The organism is Dolichospermum circinale AWQC310F, from assembly GCF_000426925.1.
GTDB lineage: Bacteria > Cyanobacteriota > Cyanobacteriia > Cyanobacteriales > Nostocaceae > Dolichospermum > Dolichospermum circinale.
In genome coordinates this window covers 14353-32667 of record NZ_KE384705.1, presented here as the reverse complement: position 1 = coordinate 32667, position 18315 = coordinate 14353, and the positions used below count along the sequence as shown (strand labels likewise).

15 protein-coding genes are annotated in these 18315 nt (G+C 37.3%); 11 read left to right on the top strand and 4 right to left on the bottom strand.

Going from position 1 to position 18315, the window contains the following annotated elements:
• Positions 1-102 precede the first annotated feature (102 nt).
• From ACIR310F_RS0117280 to ACIR310F_RS0117235, 9 genes are all read left to right on the top strand, one after another.
• On the top strand, positions 103-2337 hold the full coding sequence (locus ACIR310F_RS0117280) for a glycoside hydrolase (RefSeq protein ID WP_028084911.1): 2235 nt from the start codon (positions 103-105) through the stop codon (positions 2335-2337).
• A gap of 149 nt (positions 2338-2486) precedes the next feature.
• Entirely contained in the window at positions 2487-3473 is a 987-nt protein-coding gene (gene hemB / locus ACIR310F_RS0117270; protein ID WP_028084910.1) for a porphobilinogen synthase, read from the top strand.
• A 108-nt stretch (positions 3474-3581) separates the two neighbouring features.
• Positions 3582-5417, top strand: a complete 1836-nt coding sequence (thrS, locus tag ACIR310F_RS0117265; RefSeq protein ID WP_028084909.1) for a threonine--tRNA ligase — start codon at positions 3582-3584, stop codon at positions 5415-5417.
• A gap of 53 nt (positions 5418-5470) precedes the next feature.
• The gene (locus tag ACIR310F_RS0117260) at positions 5471-6541 is read left to right on the top strand and encodes a CobW family GTP-binding protein (protein ID WP_028084908.1); all 1071 of its coding nucleotides are present in this window, start codon (positions 5471-5473) and stop codon (positions 6539-6541) included.
• 127 nt (positions 6542-6668) lie between these two features.
• Positions 6669-7316, top strand: a complete 648-nt coding sequence (gene folE / locus ACIR310F_RS0117255) for a GTP cyclohydrolase I FolE (protein WP_028084907.1) — start codon at positions 6669-6671, stop codon at positions 7314-7316.
• 153 nt (positions 7317-7469) lie between these two features.
• Entirely contained in the window at positions 7470-7844 is a 375-nt protein-coding gene (hisI, locus tag ACIR310F_RS0117250) for a phosphoribosyl-AMP cyclohydrolase (RefSeq protein WP_051289716.1), read from the top strand.
• 20 nt (positions 7845-7864) lie between these two features.
• Positions 7865-8638, top strand: coding sequence for a hypothetical protein (locus tag ACIR310F_RS0117245; RefSeq protein ID WP_028084905.1), 774 nt, complete (start codon positions 7865-7867; stop codon positions 8636-8638).
• Complete coding sequence (locus ACIR310F_RS0117240) at positions 8635-9444, top strand: metallophosphoesterase family protein (RefSeq protein ID WP_028084904.1); 810 nt, start codon at positions 8635-8637, stop codon at positions 9442-9444. Before ACIR310F_RS0117245 ends, ACIR310F_RS0117240 begins: the two co-directional genes overlap by 4 nt.
• Positions 9445-9474: 30 nt before the next feature.
• The gene (locus tag ACIR310F_RS0117235; RefSeq protein WP_155963884.1) at positions 9475-10203 is read left to right on the top strand and encodes a metallophosphatase; all 729 of its coding nucleotides are present in this window, start codon (positions 9475-9477) and stop codon (positions 10201-10203) included.
• A 215-nt stretch (positions 10204-10418) separates the two neighbouring features.
• Here the strand turns inward: ACIR310F_RS0117235 and lptC are convergent, their stop codons facing one another.
• The 3 genes from lptC to metG form a co-directional block, all read right to left on the bottom strand.
• Positions 10419-11663, bottom strand: coding sequence for an LPS export ABC transporter periplasmic protein LptC (gene lptC, locus ACIR310F_RS0117230; protein ID WP_028084902.1), 1245 nt, complete (start codon positions 11661-11663; stop codon positions 10419-10421).
• Entirely contained in the window at positions 11663-12292 is a 630-nt protein-coding gene (locus ACIR310F_RS0117225; RefSeq protein ID WP_028084901.1) for a LabA-like NYN domain-containing protein, read from the bottom strand. Before ACIR310F_RS0117225 ends, lptC begins: the two co-directional genes overlap by 1 nt.
• A 221-nt stretch (positions 12293-12513) precedes the next feature.
• A complete protein-coding gene (gene metG / locus ACIR310F_RS0117215) occupies positions 12514-14109 on the bottom strand; it encodes a methionine--tRNA ligase (RefSeq protein WP_028084900.1) in 1596 nt (531 codons plus the stop codon).
• A 915-nt stretch (positions 14110-15024) separates the two neighbouring features.
• Here metG and ACIR310F_RS0117210 point away from each other — a divergent pair.
• Positions 15025-15858 carry an alpha/beta fold hydrolase gene (locus ACIR310F_RS0117210; RefSeq protein ID WP_028084899.1) on the top strand — a complete coding sequence of 278 codons (834 nt, stop codon included), beginning with the start codon at positions 15025-15027 and terminating at the stop codon, positions 15856-15858.
• Between the two features lie 199 nt (positions 15859-16057).
• Here the strand turns inward: ACIR310F_RS0117210 and ACIR310F_RS0117205 are convergent, their stop codons facing one another.
• Positions 16058-16447 (bottom strand): DUF1815 family protein, encoded by a 390-nt coding sequence (locus tag ACIR310F_RS0117205; RefSeq protein ID WP_028084898.1) that lies wholly within the window; start codon positions 16445-16447, stop codon positions 16058-16060.
• A 796-nt stretch (positions 16448-17243) separates the two neighbouring features.
• Between ACIR310F_RS0117205 and ACIR310F_RS26295 the strand changes: the two genes are divergently transcribed.
• A partial coding sequence (locus ACIR310F_RS26295; RefSeq protein ID WP_035368317.1) for a hypothetical protein occupies positions 17244-18315 on the top strand: 1072 nt, incomplete at its 3' end.

Here is an 18315-nt window from a genome sequence, read left to right as displayed (position 1 = left end):
TTCCCTGTTCCCTGTTCCCTGTTCCCTGTTCCCTGTTCCCTGTTCCCTGTTCCCTATTCCCTGTTCCCTATTCCCTATTCCCTATTCCCTATTTTCAACACTATGTCTCATCCTCTGCACGTTGCATTTATCTGGCATCAACATCAACCGTTGTACAAGTCTCCTGAGAATGGCAGTTCTTTGGTGATTAGTCAACAGTATCGCTTGCCTTGGGTACGGTTACATGGCACTAAGGATTATTTGGATTTAGTATTATTGTTAGAAAAGTATCCTAAGTTGCACCAAACGGTAAATTTAGTACCTTCGTTAATATTACAACTGGAAGATTATGTTGCGGGTACGGCTTTTGACCCCTATTTAACTGCTAGTTTGACTGCTGTGGAACAGTTGACCCGTGAACAAAAAGAGTTTATTATTCAACATTTCTTTGATGCTAATCATCATACTTTGATTGATCCCCATCCTCGTTATGCCCAGTTATATTATCAAAGACAGGAACAGGGACAGCAATGGTGTTTAGCAAACTGGAAATTGTCAGATTATGGCGATTTATTAGCTTGGCATAATTTGGCTTGGATTGATCCTTTGTTTTGGCATGACCCGGAAATTGCTGCTTGGTTAGAACAAGAACGTAATTTTAGTTTAGGCGATCGCCAGCGCATTTATTCCAAACAGCGGCAAATTCTCAGTCAAATTATTCCCCAACATCGGAAAATGCAGAAAAGTGGTCAACTAGAAGTTACCACGACTCCCTATACTCACCCAATTCTGCCTCTATTAGCTGATACCAATGCTGGACGGGTAGCAGTGCCGCAGATGACATTACCTAAACAGAGGTTTGGGTGGGTAGAAGATATACCTCGACATTTACAAAAATCCTGGGATTTATATATAGATAGATTTGGACAAGAGCCTAGAGGTTTGTGGCCTTCGGAACAGTCCGTTAGTCCAGAAATTTTACCGTATATTATTAAACAAGGTTTTAAATGGATTTGTTCAGATGAAGCGGTTTTAGGTTGGTCATTAAAACACTTTTTTCATCGCAATGCTGCGGGAAATGTACAGCAACCACAATTGCTTTATCGTCCCTATCGTCTGCAAACTGACGCTGGTGATGTATCTATAGTTTTTCGGGATCATAGGTTATCGGATTTAATTGGTTTTACCTATGGATCTATGCCGGCGAAAAAAGCAGCAGCGGATTTAATTGGACATTTGCAAGCGATCGCTAAACAACAAAAAGAAAGTGACGATGATCAACCTTGGTTAGTTACAATTGCCCTAGACGGGGAAAATTGTTGGGAATTTTATCCCCATGACGGTAAAGACTTCCTAGAAACACTATACGAAAGTTTGAGTCATGAACCCCACATCAAACTTGTCACTGTTTCGGAATTTATTGACCAGTTCCCTCCCACCGCAACCATAAAAAGTGAACAACTCCATAGCGGTTCTTGGGTAGATGGCAATTTTACCACATGGATAGGAGACCCGGTTAAAAACCGCGCTTGGGACTATCTCACCGCAGCTAGACAAGTATTAGCAAATCACCCGGAAGCTACAGAAGAGAACAACCCCGCAGCCTGGGAAGCCTTATATGCTGCTGAAGGTTCAGATTGGTTTTGGTGGTTTGGAGAAGGCCATTCTTCTAATCAAGATGCTATTTTTGACCAATTATTTCGGGAACATCTGCACGGTATTTACACAGCCTTAAATGAACCTATACCACCCTATCTCCACAGTCCCCTAGAAATCCATGCAGCCCGTTTAGACCACAAACCAGAGGGATTTATCCATCCTAACATAGATGGTAAAGGTGATGAGCAAGATTGGGATAGAGCCGGAAGGATAGAAGTGGGTGGTGCAAGGGGAACAATGCACAGTAGTAGCACTGTTCAGCGTCTTTGGTATGGTGTAGACCATTTAAACTTTTACGTGCGGGTAGATTTTAAAATTGGTGCTGTTCCCGGTCGGGACATACCACCAGATTTACACCTATTCTGGTATTATCCTGAGCGGACAATGGTGAATAGTTCTATACCTCTAGCTGAAGTACCAGATACAGCACCCTTGAATTATCTATTTCACCATCATTTAGAAGTGAATTTACTGAGTCAGTCCGTGCAATTTAGAGCAGCGGGAGACAATCATTTATGGTATCCCCGTGCTACTCGCGCTCAAGTTGCTTTAGATTCTTGTCTAGAAATAGCAATACCTTGGGCTGATTTGCAAGTTCCTCCCGATTATCCTCTACGGTTAATTTTGGTGTTATCTGATGATGGTTGTTTTTCTAGTTATGTGCCGGAAAATGGTTTGATTCCTATTGATGTTCCTTAGTGGTAATTCCCGATTTTTATCGGGATTTCTGGTTTTTGTTTCGCGCAAATTCCCTGCAAACACGGAGGAAAATTAAAATAAATAAAATTGGTGGTGGGGATTTGAACGGGATGGTTTATAATAATGATTATCATTTTGGTTAATCTTCTATGTCGTCTCAAAGCTTGCTTAAACGTCCCCGCCGTCTGCGTCGTACTGAAACTCTACGGAGCATGGTACGGGAAACAATTTTAACTGTGGATGATCTGATCTATCCCGTGTTTGTCATGGAGGGGGAAGGGGAAAAGGTAGAGATATCTTCTATGCCCGGTTGTTATCGTTTTTCTCTCGATTTACTCCTGAAAGAAATGGCCGAAGTGTCACAATTGGGAATTAATGCTGTAGCAATTTTCCCGGTAATTCCAGAAAAAGACAAAGATGAAACAGGTTCGGAAAGTTACAACCAGCAGGGATTGGTACAGGAAACGGTTAAAGCTATTAAAAAGCTAGTCCCGGAAATAATTGTCATTACTGATGTCGCTCTTGACCCTTTTACTACCCATGGTCATGATGGTTTAGTGGATGAAAATGGAATTATTCTCAATGACCCCACTATAGAAGTTTTGGTGAAAATGGCACTTTCTCAAGCAGAAGCAGGAACTGATTTTGTTGCTCCTTCTGATATGATGGATGGTAGAATTGGGGCAATTCGTCAGGCTTTAGACGCTGAAGGTTATATAAATGTGGGAATTTTAGCATACTCGGCTAAATATGCTTCTGCCTATTATGGACCATTTCGAGATGCTTTAGATTCCGCGCCCAAATTTGGTGACAAAAAAACCTATCAAATGGACCTGGCTAACGCTAAAGAGGCTTTGAAAGAAGTTGAACTTGATATTGCTGAGGGTGCGGATATTATCATGGTGAAACCAGCTTTGGCCTATTTAGACATTATATGTCAAGTAAAATTAGCCACAAATTTACCAGTTGCAGCTTATAATGTTAGTGGTGAATATGCAATGATTAAAGCGGCTGCTCAAAAGGGTTGGATTGATGAGAAAAAGGTGATTTTAGAGACTTTAACCAGTATGAAGCGGGCTGGTGCTGATTTAATTTTAACTTATTTTGCCAAAGAAGTGGCTTTGATGTTGAGTTAAGGTTCTGTTCAGGAAGTGGCAAAGATTTTTTGGCAAATAAATGACAAAATCATTTACATTCGGACTTTTTTTGTGTTAACTTGATAACGGTTATCATTTTTGTTAGCTATGGTCAGTTTATTAAGCCAGTCTCAAAATAGTTTAAAAGCGCGTAACTCTGATAAACTTACACGAATTCGTCACACCTGCGCCCATATCATGGCCATGTCCGTACAACGGATATTTCCAGGCACTAAGATAGCAATTGGTCCTGTCACAGACACTGGATTTTACTATGATTTTGATTGTCCAGTTAGTATCACCCCTGATGACTTAGGAAAAATTGAAATCGAGATGAAAGGGATCATAAAAGCGAATTTACCTATTATCCGTGAAGAGGTAGAAAGAGCAGAAATTCGTGGTGAGATTGTGGAGTTAAATGAACCCTACAAGCTAGAGATATTAGAACATATACCCGCATCAGAAATTATTACCCGCTACTTGATTGGTACTCCTGAAACTGGTAATTCAGAAGCTTCATTATTTGCCACAGAAATTCAATTAGGGGATCAATATTGGTGGGACTTATGTGCCGGTCCACATATTGATTTTACTGGTGAAATTGATGCTGATGCTTTTAAACTGTTAAATGTGGCTGGTGCTTATTGGCAAGGTGATGAAACTAAACCTCAGCTACAACGAATTTATGGTACAGCTTGGCAAACAAAAGTAGAATTAGAGGCTTTTATCCAACAAACAGAAGCAGCTTTGCTTCGAGATCATAGAAAATTGGGTCAGGAACTCAACTTATTTAGTATTCAAGAAGCAGCGGGTGGTGGTTTAGTATTTTGGCATCCCAAAGGGGCAACTACGCGCTATATAATTGAAGATTATTGGCGTAAAGCTCATCTTGAATCTGGTTATGAACTACTGTATACACCTCATATAGCCAATCTTGATTTATGGAAAACATCGGGTCATTTTGACTTTTATCAAGAAAGTATGTTTGACTCCATAGATGTGGAAAATCAGGCTTATCAGATTAAGCCCATGAATTGCCCTTTTCATGTTCTCACCTATAAAAATCAACTCCATTCCTATCGAGAATTACCATTAAGATGGGCAGAATTAGGGACAGTTTATCGTTATGAACGGTCTGGGTCACTACATGGGTTAATGAGAGTGAGGGGATTTACTCAAGATGACGCTCATATTTTTTGTTTACCTGACCAAATTGCTGATGAAATTTTAGGAGTTTTAGAACTCACAGAACGGATTTTATCAGACTTTGGTTTTAAACAATATGAGGTCAATCTTTCTACCCGTCCCCATAAGTTTGTAGGAACTGATCATGTATGGGAATTAGCTACCACAGCCCTAGAACAAGCTTTAAATACTAAAGGTTGGAATTATACTGTAGACGCTGGTGGTGGGGCTTTCTATGGACCGAAAATAGATATTAAAATTCAAGATGCTATTGGTCGTATGTGGCAGTGTTCAACTATTCAGGTAGATTTTAATTTGCCAGAAAGATTTGACATGGAATATATTGCCAATGATGGTAGTCGTCAAAGACCAATCATGATTCATCGGGCTATTTTTGGATCTTTAGAACGCTTTTTTGGTATTTTAATCGAGAATTATGCAGGTGATTTTCCTTTATGGTTAGCACCAGTACAACTGCGATTGTTGCCTGTAAGTGATGATTTCCGAGAATATGCAAAATCAGTTGCCACCAATCTCAAAAAAAATGGCTTTCGGGTAGAATTAGATAGCAGTGGTGAGCGTTTGGGTAAGCAAATTCGGGTAGCGGAATTAGAAAAAATTCCTGTTGTTATTGTTATTGGTAAGCAGGAGGTCAAAAACCAAACTTTGAGTGTCAGAACCAGACAGAATGGAGATTTAGGGGTGATGAGTTTCAATGAAATTGTTTCTTATCTCCAAACAGTACAAAGTCAGCATTAAAACAGTTAGCATTATCTGATTAACTAAGATACAGAAGGTAAAAAACTTTTGACATGAATACAATCACTCTAAACACAACAAATACAATTCCTGAAATACCCAAACGCGGAATGCCAATAACTATAATTACAGGGTTTTTAGGAAGTGGTAAAACTACGCTTTTAAATCAGATTCTTCAAAACAAACAAGATTTAAAAGTCGCTGTCCTCGTCAATGAGTTTGGTGATATTAACATTGATAGTCAATTACTAATTTCTGTAGATGAAGCTATGATGGAACTTAGTAATGGCTGTATATGTTGTACAATTAATGATGGTTTAGTTGATGCGGTTTATCGAGTTCTAGAAAGAGAAGATCGCATTGATTATCTAGTTATTGAAACTACAGGTGTTGCTGATCCTTTACCAATCATTTTAACTTTTCTGGGAACAGAATTGAGGGATTTAACTAACCTAGATTCAATTATTACAGTGGTAGATGCTGAAGCCTTTGATGAAAAACATTTCGATAGTGAAGCAGCTTTAAGACAGATTACCTATGGAGATATTATTCTCCTCAATAAAATAGACCTTGTGAAGCCAGAAAAAATACAAGAATTAGAATATTTTATCCATGATGTCAAAATGGGAGCGAAAATTCTACATACTCAATATGGTGAAGTTGCTTTACCATTGATCTTAGATGTGAGTTTAACACCAATACATAAGTATATTGTCACTGATGATGAAGATCGTCATAACCATGACCATAAACATGAACATGACCATAAACATGAACATAAACATGAACATAAACATGAACATGAACATGAACATCATCATCATCACTCCGATCATTTAGATAATGATGGGTTTGTTTCAATTTCTTTCCAAAGTAATAAACCATTTGATGTCCATAAATTTGAGCATTTTTTGACTGAAGAAATACCGCAGAATGTATTTCGTGCTAAAGGAATTTTATGGTTTAGTGATAGTGGCTTGCGTCATATCTTTCAACTCAGTGGACCTCGTTACACTTTGCACGCTGACGAATGGCCTAATCAACCTAAAAATCAGGTAGTTTTTATTGGTAGAAAATTGGAGGCTAATGAGATTCATGCAAAACTTAGCGAATGTTTGTTATAGTTAGTTTAAAAGTCTTCATTAATTCTCAAATTCATCAAATCAAATTTAGTTAATAGCTATTTATAGATATAGTTTATAAATGAAACTATTAACTTTGCTCATAAATCATCCCCATTAAGCTAAAAAAATGACTTTATCTATTCGTCCAGAGCTAAATTCTACTGCTGACATTTCATCCTTATATCGGCAAGAATTACCAACTGTAACAGAAGATGATATGAGACAAGCTGTACGCACTTTGTTGATTGGATTGGGAGAAAATCCTGACAGAGAAGGGTTAAAAGATACTCCCAAAAGAGTTGTTAAAGCTTTAAAGTTTCTGACGAATGGATATCATCAATCTTTGGATGAACTATTAAATGGAGCAGTTTTCACCGAAGATGCTAATGAAATGGTTTTAGTCCGGGATATTGATCTTTTTAGCTCCTGTGAACACCACATATTACCGATTATTGGTCGCGCTCATGTCGCTTATATTCCTAATGCTAAAGTCATTGGTTTATCAAAAATTGCTCGCATTTGTGAAATGTATGCTCGACGTTTACAAGTACAAGAACGGTTGACTTTACAAATTGCTGATGCAGTGCAAGGTTTACTCAAACCTAAAGGGGTTGCAGTGGTCATTGAAGCAACTCATATGTGTATGGTGATGAGAGGAGTGCAAAAACCAGGTTCTTGGACTGTTACCAGCGCCATGCGTGGTGTGTTTTCTGAAGACCCATCTACTCGTGAAGAATTTATGAATTTGATTCGACACAATCCTAACTTTTACTAAAGGCCTTTTTTGAGATAAATTTGGTTGGTATTATGTAGAGATAAGATATATCTGTCTCTACATTATGAATTATCAATCCTGAATTTATTAGAGGTAAAAAGAAAAATATTTGACCGCAGATAAACGCAGATAAACGCAGATAATGAGAGATAAATGATTAAGATAAAATTCGATTTAGCAAATACTACTGAAATGATTGAAAATTTGAAATTTAATGAGCAGGGTTTAATTCCGGCCATAGCTCAAGATTACTATGATGGTACTGTTTTAATGATGGCTTGGATGAATGCAGAATCAATTGTTAAAACCCTAGCTACAGGTGAAGTTCATTATTGGAGTCGTTCTCGTTCGCAATTATGGCATAAAGGAGCAACATCTGGACATATTCAAAAGCTAAAGGAGCTTTTTTATGACTGTGATGGTGATACAATTCTTGTTAAGATTGACCAAGTTGGTGATCAAGCCTGTCATACTGGAGCAAGAAGTTGTTTTTTTAATTCTGTGGAAATTTTGTCAACCTATACATAATTTTTACTATTAGTTTACCCATGAATACGCCCATGATTACTGTTGTGGCTGGATTATTTGGATCTGGCAAAACTACCTGGATTTGTCAAGAGATTCGAGAGATTATATCTTCTGAAAAAGTAACTTATTTGAGTTTGGGAACGGGTAATATTCCCATTGATAAAACTAAAATGGCTACTGATTTTCCTGATTTAAAAATATTTAGTGACGGTCAAGAAGTTGAGTTTATTGATCATATCCCTACCGCAGATAGTGTTTATATCGAATTAGGTTCTTATCTAGAGTTAAAGGCTATATCAAAAATATTAGGTAATTTAAATTACCGCGCGGTGGCAATTATCCCTCCTGATTTGAAAAACTCTGAATATGATCATTGGACAAAGGAAATTATATATGGTGCGCCAGTTCCAAGTATAATTATAGAAAATCTATGGCGAGTAGAAACTACAGGTCAGGTTATAGATGAAAATAGTTTAGAGGAATTTTGGTATGAAATAACTCATGGTGCTTATGGTATTGTTACTCGCGCTAAGGCAATTTTTGATGTTAATGACGGACGTTCTCTTTACTGTGATTTTGTTTCTGGTGTTCCCCAAATAGACTTTTTAGAATTAGATTTACCACGACATTTACAAGGAAGACCTCGACGATTTAGTGGGATAGAAATAGTAGGAAAAAATCTAGCTGAAACAGCCTTAAAAGAAACATTATTAGATTGCTTTTTATCTGAATCATTAATTTTCCAATATCAACAACAGGTACGACAAATTTTACTAGAAGGTCAAGAAGTATGAAAATAGCCGTTATGTCATGTATTCATGGTAATTATGAAGCTTTAGATGCTGTACTATTAGATATTGACCAGCAAAAAGCCGAAAAAATCTTTTGTGTTGGTGATTTAGTGGGATATGGACCGCACCCAAATGCTGTAATTAATCAAATTCGCTCTTTAGATATTCCTACTTGCGCTGGTTGTTGGGATGAAGATGTTGTAGAGGGATTAAACGCTTGTGATTGTAGTTATCCTTCAGTATTGGCAGAAAAAAGAGGAATTAAAGCTCACCAATGGACAAATCAGGAAATTAACCCAGAAAATCGGGAATTTTTAGCTAATTTACCCTATAGTCTAGAATGGCAAAATTTGGCCTTTGTTCACGGTAGTCCCCATAGTAACCATGAATATTTATTACCAGAAATTGATGCTTTTGTGGCTTTAGAACGGGTACTTTCTACAGGTGCGGATGTGCTATTTTGTGGACATACTCACGTTCCCTATGCTCGTGATCTGAATGCTGGTGAGTTACAAATCGAAGTTGACGCTCAAGGAGAATCACGTAAAATAAATTTTTTATCTCCTCTAAAAAAGATTGTTAATGTAGGTTCTGTGGGAGAACCACGTCATGGACGACCAAATGCAACTTATGTAATTTACGAAACCGATAATCAAGCGGTGACTTTACGAGAAGTTACTTATGATTATCAAAAAACCTGTGCAGCAATTATCCAAAAAGGATTACCAGAAATTTTTGCTTGGCGCTTGGCTCATGGCTTAGAATATGCAGAACGCGCAGATGATCCAACTCATGTTTGTACCAGATAAAATCTAAAATCTAAAATCTAAAATCTAAAATTGATTATGTGGGCGATTTTGAGTGGAATTGAGGGAAATTTGTCGGCCTATGAGGCTGTAATGGCTGATATTAAACGTCAAAGCCGTTATATAGAGGCATTATACATTATCGGTGATTTAGTCGGTCCAACACAGGAATCTGAAGGGTTGGTACAAAGAGTCAAATCACAGCGACGGGGTGAATTAGCACCGATGATTTGTAAAGGATGGTGGGAAGAACAATGTTTAATTTTACATGGTTGGGGATCAACCGCAGACGCACCAGAATTGATAGCAAAATATGGAGGTGACACTGTACAAAGATTGTGGGATTGTGTTTCTCGTCAAACCGTACAATGGTTGCGATCGCTCGATTTAGGTTTTTTTGAGTTAGATTGTTTATTGATACATGGTTCAACCGTGGGTGTGAGTGAAGAACTTAATCCCCAAACTCCTCCTATACAAATGTTAGATAGACTATCACGGATGCAAGCGAATAACCTATTTTGCGGTCGTTCTGGTTTAACCTTCCAATACAAATTACAAGGGGGTTCTATCAACAGTAAAATTACCACTCTAGATAGTCAATTTTCCCCAGAAATAGTCACCACCAGTTCCCGTCAAGTAGTTGGGGTAGGAAATGTGGGACGAACCCCAGGAGAAGCTACTTACACTATTTATCATCCAGGCACAAATCAGGTCAAATTTAAAACCATATATTATGGACAACGTAGGGGGTTTCAAAAGTAGCGGTGTCTCCATTTGGTCAGAGATGATCGTTAAGCTGTTACGCAACTAAATTGTCTAATCCTAAATCTGTACTTGATAATACCGGAAACTGCTGTATTATATCATGTCTGGTTAAAAACTGATCATATCTGTTGAGGCTGGTAATGGGTAATTGGTAATGGGGAAAAGGCAGTACAATGATCAACTATATCGTAAGTGATTGGGCGGACATGATATTACCTATTTTCTTGGGGAATAATTTCTGTTACTACTTTCTGTCTAGAATTACCACCTTTAACCACAATATTTTCTGTTTCTAAATTACCAATGGCTGTTTCTCCTTGAAAAGTTAATTTTGGTGCAACTTGATCATAAATTACATTTCCCTTAGCCTCTAACAACTTTTTATTTAAATACCAAGTCAATTGATTTGATTTTAAAGACTGACTACGTTGTCCAACTGCATTGACATTTCCAGTGAGATATACGGTGTTTTCTGGTATGTTCATTTTTCCTTGATTAGCTATAATCGTTAGATTCTCAGCAGCTTTGAAGACACGAATGGGAGAATTGGTAGTGATATTTTCCTTCTGAATATTCCAGGTTATAGAGTTACTAGTAATTTGCATAAGCGGATTTACTAACTCTAATTTGGCCTGTGGTTGAAGAATTGCAATTTGAGTTTTTAAATTAATTTCGGCAGCATTGCCTTGACTGCGACCAGAGATTTTGTTATCTTGATATCGTTCTATTTGGATAGAGCGATCGCTAAATAGTTTATCATCTTTAATCTGCCATATTAAATGCTCAGTTCGCATTTGTAATTGTGGGTCTGTAGATTTTGCTACTACTCCTCCTGAAAATTCTACCCGTTGTTCACGAGTTTTTACCTTAGCTTCGTGGGCTGTTGCTTGTAATTGTTTATGGCTACCATTTAATTGATTACGGACAATTAATAAATCTTCTTGAGGTCGCCATTCTAACTCATTACCCTGAAAAACAATACCATTGCGGGGGTCAGTAGCCACAATTTTACCCTGAAGAAAAAGTTGCTTACCATCTTGCTTAATGTCAGCTTTTTCTGCTTTAATTTGGTAGACAACTTTTCCATCTTGGTAGAGTTCCCCTTGAGGACTTTGAGCCTGACCCATTTGTTTGTCTGTAGTGTATTTTGCCTCTTTGGCTTTAACTTTCCAAATTGGCCTCCCTGTCTCATCAAATTGTTCTAAAGCCACACCAAAAAAAGTTAACTTAGTTTCGTCTTCTTTTGGAGATGAAGTGTTAGTTTTTGATTGGTTAGGTGCAGAGGGATTACCACAAGCAGATAACCATAACCCTAAGCACAATGATAAAGACAGGTAAACCCAATTTGTTGGTAATCTAAACTGTGAAAATGAATAGAAGTCGGGAAAATGATGTTGATTTCCCCGCTGACGCTTTGATTTTTGTCTTCCATTCTCCCTGTCTTGTGAATATTGCATTACTCTGGAAATTCTAGATGTCTATCAATACCTCTAGGGTCGTCTAAAAAACCCATACTAGACAATGGCCGATATGGGTAACTTTGACGGGGAGTTTTTTGGATATCTTCTTTGATAGCTTCTAAATCAATATAGCGATCGCTAACATTAATTAAACTATCACTAGTCATAGATCGTAAACTCACCACCTCTACCCTCACACCCCGATAGCTGACAGAATTGACAGCATAAGCCAAATCACCATCACCGCTGACTAAAACTGCGGTATCATAGGAATCAACTAAAGCCATCATATCAACGGCTATTTCCACATCTAGGTTAGCTTTTTTAGAACCATCAGGTAGTTGTACCAAATCCTTAGCAATGACTCTATAGCCGTTGCGACGCATCCACAACAAAAATCCCTGTTGCTTCTCATTTGTCCGATCTACCCCTGTGTAGAAAAAAGCCCGTAATAGTCTTGAACCCCCAGTTAAACGACACAATAACTTAGTATAATCAATTTCGATTCCTAGTTGTAGTGCTGCATAAAATAAGTTTGAGCCGTCAATAAAGATAGCTACCCGTCCCCGATTTTCCAAAACTTGTTCTGGCGTAAATATCGAGTCGTTTTCCAAATTATTCAACATTGTTGTCATACCTTGTGTTGTTATCCCTGTTATGATAGAAATTTCTAACTACATGATTTGTTAGAATCGCTTATGATAAGTTTCCGAGGCTGATAGATCAGGAGTCACGAAATCAGTAGCGAAAAAGCTCTGATTATTGACTCATGTTCCTAACTGTCATTGGTGACAGTACAGCCCCGAATCGTTTTGTGAAGGAATTAGCAGTTCCCAAAATTAATCTTTTATTTTGATGTTTCTATCCGCTTAAAAACTGGTTTGGGTGTCCCCAATTGTTGTTTATCGGATAATATTCCCCATGTTGAGTGGGTACAAAAAGGAGCTAAAATTGCACTTTCTTTTTGTTCATTAAAATTAATTCCCCAGCCTAATTGCTGATAAATATCACTGCTGATATTAGGAATAATTGGGGAGAGGAGATAAGCTGCTAGTCTCACAGATTCCAGAACCGCATATAGCACCACTTCTACATCTTCCTGTTTACCTTGTTTATATAACGACCAAGGGGCTTGATCATCAATAAACTTGTTGCTGGCTTGTATCAGAGATAAAACATAGTGACAGGCTTCATTAAAAGCTAACGCTGTATATGCTTGTTTTACCTTTTCTCCCAACTCTAACCCGATGATTTTTAAAGGATTTTCAGTCGGAATAGTTGCTTGGGTTATGGACGGTACTTGACTAGAGCAGTATTTCTTCACCATATTTAAAGTGCGATTCAACAAATTACCTAAATCATTCGCCAAATCTGCATTCAAAACATTAATGAACCTTATTTCATTAAAATCGCCATCTTTCCCAAATTCGATTTCCTTAAGGAAGTAATAACGAATGGCATCACTACCATAATTTTCCACTAAAGTGATAGGATCAAGGGTATTACCCAGAGTTTTACCCATTTTTTGACCGTCTTTAGTTAAAAAACCATGTCCAAATACCCTATCTGGTAAAGGTAAACCCGCTGACATCAGCATTGCTGGCCAGTAAACAGCATGAAAGCGTAAAATATCTTTACCAATCAAGTGGAGATTAATTGGCCACCATGTTTGTAAAGCATTAGCTAGGGTTGGTTCTGCGTCTGGTTCTAACAATGCTGTTACATAACCCAATAGAGCATCAAACCACACATACAATGTATGTTTAGAGTCCACAGGTACAGGAAAACCCCAGTCAAGATTTACCCGCGAAATCGAAAAATCTTGTAAACCTTGAGCGACAAAATTGAAAACTTCATTTCGTCTGCTCACAGGTTGAATAAAATCAGGGTGAGATTGGTAAAATTCCTCTAACTGAGTTTGATATTTAGACAAACGGAAGAAATAGTTCTGCTCATCCCGCCACTCCACTTCTTTGGTAGTATGGATGGGACAGCGTTTATTTTCTAGTAAATCCCGTTCTTCCTTAAATTCTTCACAGGAAACGCAGTACCAACCTTGTTGTTCTCCTTGATAGATGTCACCATTTTCCCAAACTCGCTGAAAAAACTCTTTAACTATGGCTTCGTGACGGGGCGCAGTGGTCCGACTAAAGCGATCATATTGAATATCGAGTAAATCCCACAATCTTGTAAAACTGGGAACAATTTGATCACAAAAATCTTGCGGTGCTTTTCCTAAACTGGCTGCTGAACGCTGGATTTTTTGTCCGTGTTCATCTGTACCCGTAATTAGTAAAACTCGATTTCCCTGTAAGCGTTGAAACCGGGCTATGACATCTGCCGCTATAGTTGTATAAGCACTGCCAATATGGGGAACATCGTTGACATAATATAGCGGTGTTGTCAGTGCAAAAGTGTTTTCTGTTTTATTCACTAAATTCATGGACAATAAAAGCAAATTATTAATCAGTTTTCTCTCTTAATCATCTAGATTATCTAGATAAAACTACGCAATTATATAACATTGCTACGGTTTTTTATGAAATTACTCCTTAATTGTAACAAATTTATGGAATTGAGAATTTTTTGATCACTTTTATAAAGCTCCTAAATGATTTCTTGTCAAATCGGGTAAAGCAGTTAGTAATAATCATGGTAAAACCTGTTTATTTCCTTGGTAGTTACAGAGAATACACTAATCCAAATTCCAGCAATATAGATGATGATGTGCATACAATTGAGCATATAAAATTATCAAATTCATGACAAAAGTATTAGTTTCAATATTCAGGATTTTCTGCAAAAATTTGGTTTGAAATTCATGATTAGCTGGTTTTTTATCCCTGAATACAAAAAATTTTTAGATATTTTCTGAAATTTACTGAACAAGGTTTCTAGGTGACTCCTAACCCAGCTTTCCTGTCTTATATTTTTGATGGAATTTATCTGAAAATATTTATAAGTTTATAGTCAGTAAATTTTCAAAATACATCAAGATAAACTGCAATTTCTTGAGCATTGTCAGTAAATTAACCACTAGCAATATAGAGATTTATCACTACTTTAGGTATGGTAATCCAATGTCATTTAAGTGCATAAATCCTTGCGGAATGCTATAGTATTATGTATAATACCAATGTAACATTATTAACAGCTAGGGGGATTTGACGCTTTCACATATTTATATATGATGAATACAAATTGCCATAAATTCTGTAATCATGGTTTCAGAGTCGGTTGTTTTTTGTCTGGAAAGGTTGATTTTACCAGGAGACAAGGAGAAAATATGTCATCATCCCCATCTGGATCAGAGAAACGGTAAAGTTAAAAATAGAATAGATTAAAAAAAAGTCGCAAAATGCCAGCCGTTGACCTGAAACCTTGTTTTTTGACTCCAAAACCAGTACAGTCGGATGCTCCCTTATTTATCTATTTACCAGGAATGGATGGCACTGGTCAATTGTTACAAACCCAAATCCCTGAATTATCAACAGGTTTAGATATTCGTTGCTTGGCTATATCTAAAAACCATCTTGGTACTTGGGATGTTTTAGCCAGAAATGTTTTAGATTTGATTCATGGTGAACTGGAAAAAAGCCGTCAACGGCCAATATACCTCTGTGGTGAATCCTTTGGTGGTTGTTTAGCCATGAAAGTAGCAACCGAGTCACCACATTTATTTAAGCGCATTATCTTAATTAATCCTGCTTCTTCTTTTTTGCACCAGCCCTGGTTTAGCTGGATATCCCAGTTTACCCAGTTTGTCCCATCATTATTATTTAATGTTGGTTCATTGGCTTTGTTACCATTCCTGGCTTCATTGGAGCGCGTTTCTGAAAGCCAGCGCCAAATACTTCTCGCGGCCATGGGTTCGATTCCACCAGAGACTGTAAACTGGCGGTTGTCTTTATTACGAGATTTTCAAATTGACAAAAAAGATTTGCAAAAGCTCACACAACCAGTTTTACTCATTGGTAGTGGAAATGATCGTTTATTACCTTCCGTCACGGAAATCGCCAGATTGGCTAGTATTTTACCAAATAGCAAAACATTTATCCTACCAAATAGCGGTCATGCTTGTTTGTTAGAAGAAAATGTGAATTTGTATCAAATTCTCAAAGATAATGATTTTCTAGAAGTTAATATAAATATGCTAGAAACTGTCACAGCAGCCGTAAAGCATAATGAATGATCAGCATCTTTAGCACTCTTAGATTTGATTGCTGGCTGATAAATATCAACTATAAATTATAGCAAATTATAGCCAGCAGATAGATTAGTTTGTCAGCCTGTGAAATCAATAGCGCTACCGCTGTTTGTGATTTTCATCACAGTCATTCTCGAAGCTAGTGGGAAATAAGAACTTTCAACCTAAACATAGTTTCAATTTGTTATGGTTGGGTTTTCGCTCTTCCCGAACTTTTCTGTAAAAGGCGTTTACCTATCAGAGATAAATACTCAGTATCTCTAGACTTTTGTAGAGACTGTTTGACTAGGGTAGCTAGTTCTTCTAACTGGTTAATCGCTTCTGCACCTTCTAATTTCATTAATTCACGATCATCACGCATTTCAGTCCAAGTAATCCCATAATCTGAGACTAAAAAACGAATTAAATGATTGTCTCCTAAACTAACCATAAAGGATGCGCTGTTCATCTGATCGCCACAAGTATAGCAGGAAGCAGGATAACCGTGCCGTTCTAGTACAACCGCCAAGGCTTTCAAGTTCATTACCAAATCTTGTACAAATTGTCTATGTTCGTTTGCTAGTCTCAAAAACACTTTCGCCCTCCAGACACCACAGTCATTTGAGTTTATTTTATAATTTCTTTAGATTCTCTCACTAATTGGCATTGTAAACTACTTATTACAATTTTCAGTCGCTTATGAGTTTGTTCATGAGTTATCTCGTCCAGGTTAGTGGATAACGATGATTTAAGAAGTATCAAACTATTCAATTTCAATTTTTCTGGTACTTGTATTCCCCACTGCTCTGAACACAGTTACTAAAATTCACATTTTTGCCTCCTCTATCTGTCAGAATTGTACTTGATCAAATTAAGACGCTTTCAGTTTAACTTAAATCCACTGATAGTCAAGCTTGTTAAAGCTATATATTTCCAGTATTAGAGACGATGTACAGCCGAATTGAGCTAATTCACCATATCTAACGCCTGTTTTCTTTATTTGGATTTTGATGTCCATTGCCAATAAATACCAAACAGTATAGCACAGATTAGATTAATGGAATTGTTGAATATACATACTCGATATCTTAATTTAAAGAATACTACTTAACAGAAATTACTAAATAAGCTGTTCAACATTTAAAGTCTATTCTTGTCTTGGGATTTAATCTCAGAATAACGTAGTATAATGGGGTTAATCGTATTTAAACCCAAGATGAAATACCTAACCCCAGAACAAGTTTATCAACAATTCAGCTATCACCCCAAGACAACCGCTTGTGGGGGCTGACAAGGAAAAAATAGCCGAAAAACAAAATATTTATGAGCCAAATAGTAGCCAATGTGATTCAATAGAAGTATAATGACAAAAGACGTACTGAGTCTAGACCATGAAACTCAAAGTTAAAAATCAGTTAACCGTTACGAGAATCGCAATTTTAGGGACTAAAAAACTAAATGCGTGGAAATCTAACGAACTTGATTTAATTGCTTTGCGTTTAGGACAACTACGCTCTGACTTGTGGAATGAATTCGGCTCTTTAAAGGCTTGGGGTATTTCTAAATTTGAAATTGACAAACAGCTACGCACGTCGAAAGACAAGTACCAATTACCTGCTAAATTATGGGATTCAACCCTTTATGATGTAATTGATAATATCCATTTGGCTCAGGCTGCTTGCATCGAAAAAGTGATGAAATCCTTGGGTCAATCGTTCCAATCCTTCCAGTCCAAAAAAGGGGTTTTACAACTTACATTAGAAAGTCGTGAATGGTTGAAACACCCCAAGCTTTGCACCTTAGTTAGAAAGTTCTGGTATCGAGGCCACACAAAAGTTTGTAACCAAATTATTGTCAAGGCTTTTGATACTAAATTAGATAATAAAGGCGTGGTGTGGCTGCGTTTTGGTGGACTCACAAAGGGTAAAACCCTGAAGTTGCCAACAACTTTACCGACAGAAGTAAAATGTCAGTTAAGGCTAATCAAACGTAATAGTAGATGGGAAATACATTACACAACCGATATTCAAAAAGCCGAAAAAAAGACCGAAGGTAAAATAATTGGCTGTGACCGAGGTTATACAGAAGTTTATGCTACATCATCTAATGATGGTGCTAGATTTTTGGGTAATAATTTCGGTAAAATCCAAACAGAAGAAACTGATTACAGAACAGCGAAACAAGTTAAACGCAACAAAATAAAATCAGTTTTTGACAAGTCTATTGCCAAAGGGAATAGTGCCAAAGCCGATAGAATCAAACGGAATAACCTCGGTAAAATCAAGTGGAACAACCGAGAAACATCATTTAAAGGTAGGATTCAAGCAATAGTTTTTACGGCTACATATCACTTGATGACTGATGCAATCAAGGTAGCTTTTGAAGATTTGACGGAAGCAATAAAAAGCAAAAAGCCCTTGAGAAAACGCATGAAGAGAAATGTTTCTTCATGGTGCAAGGGGG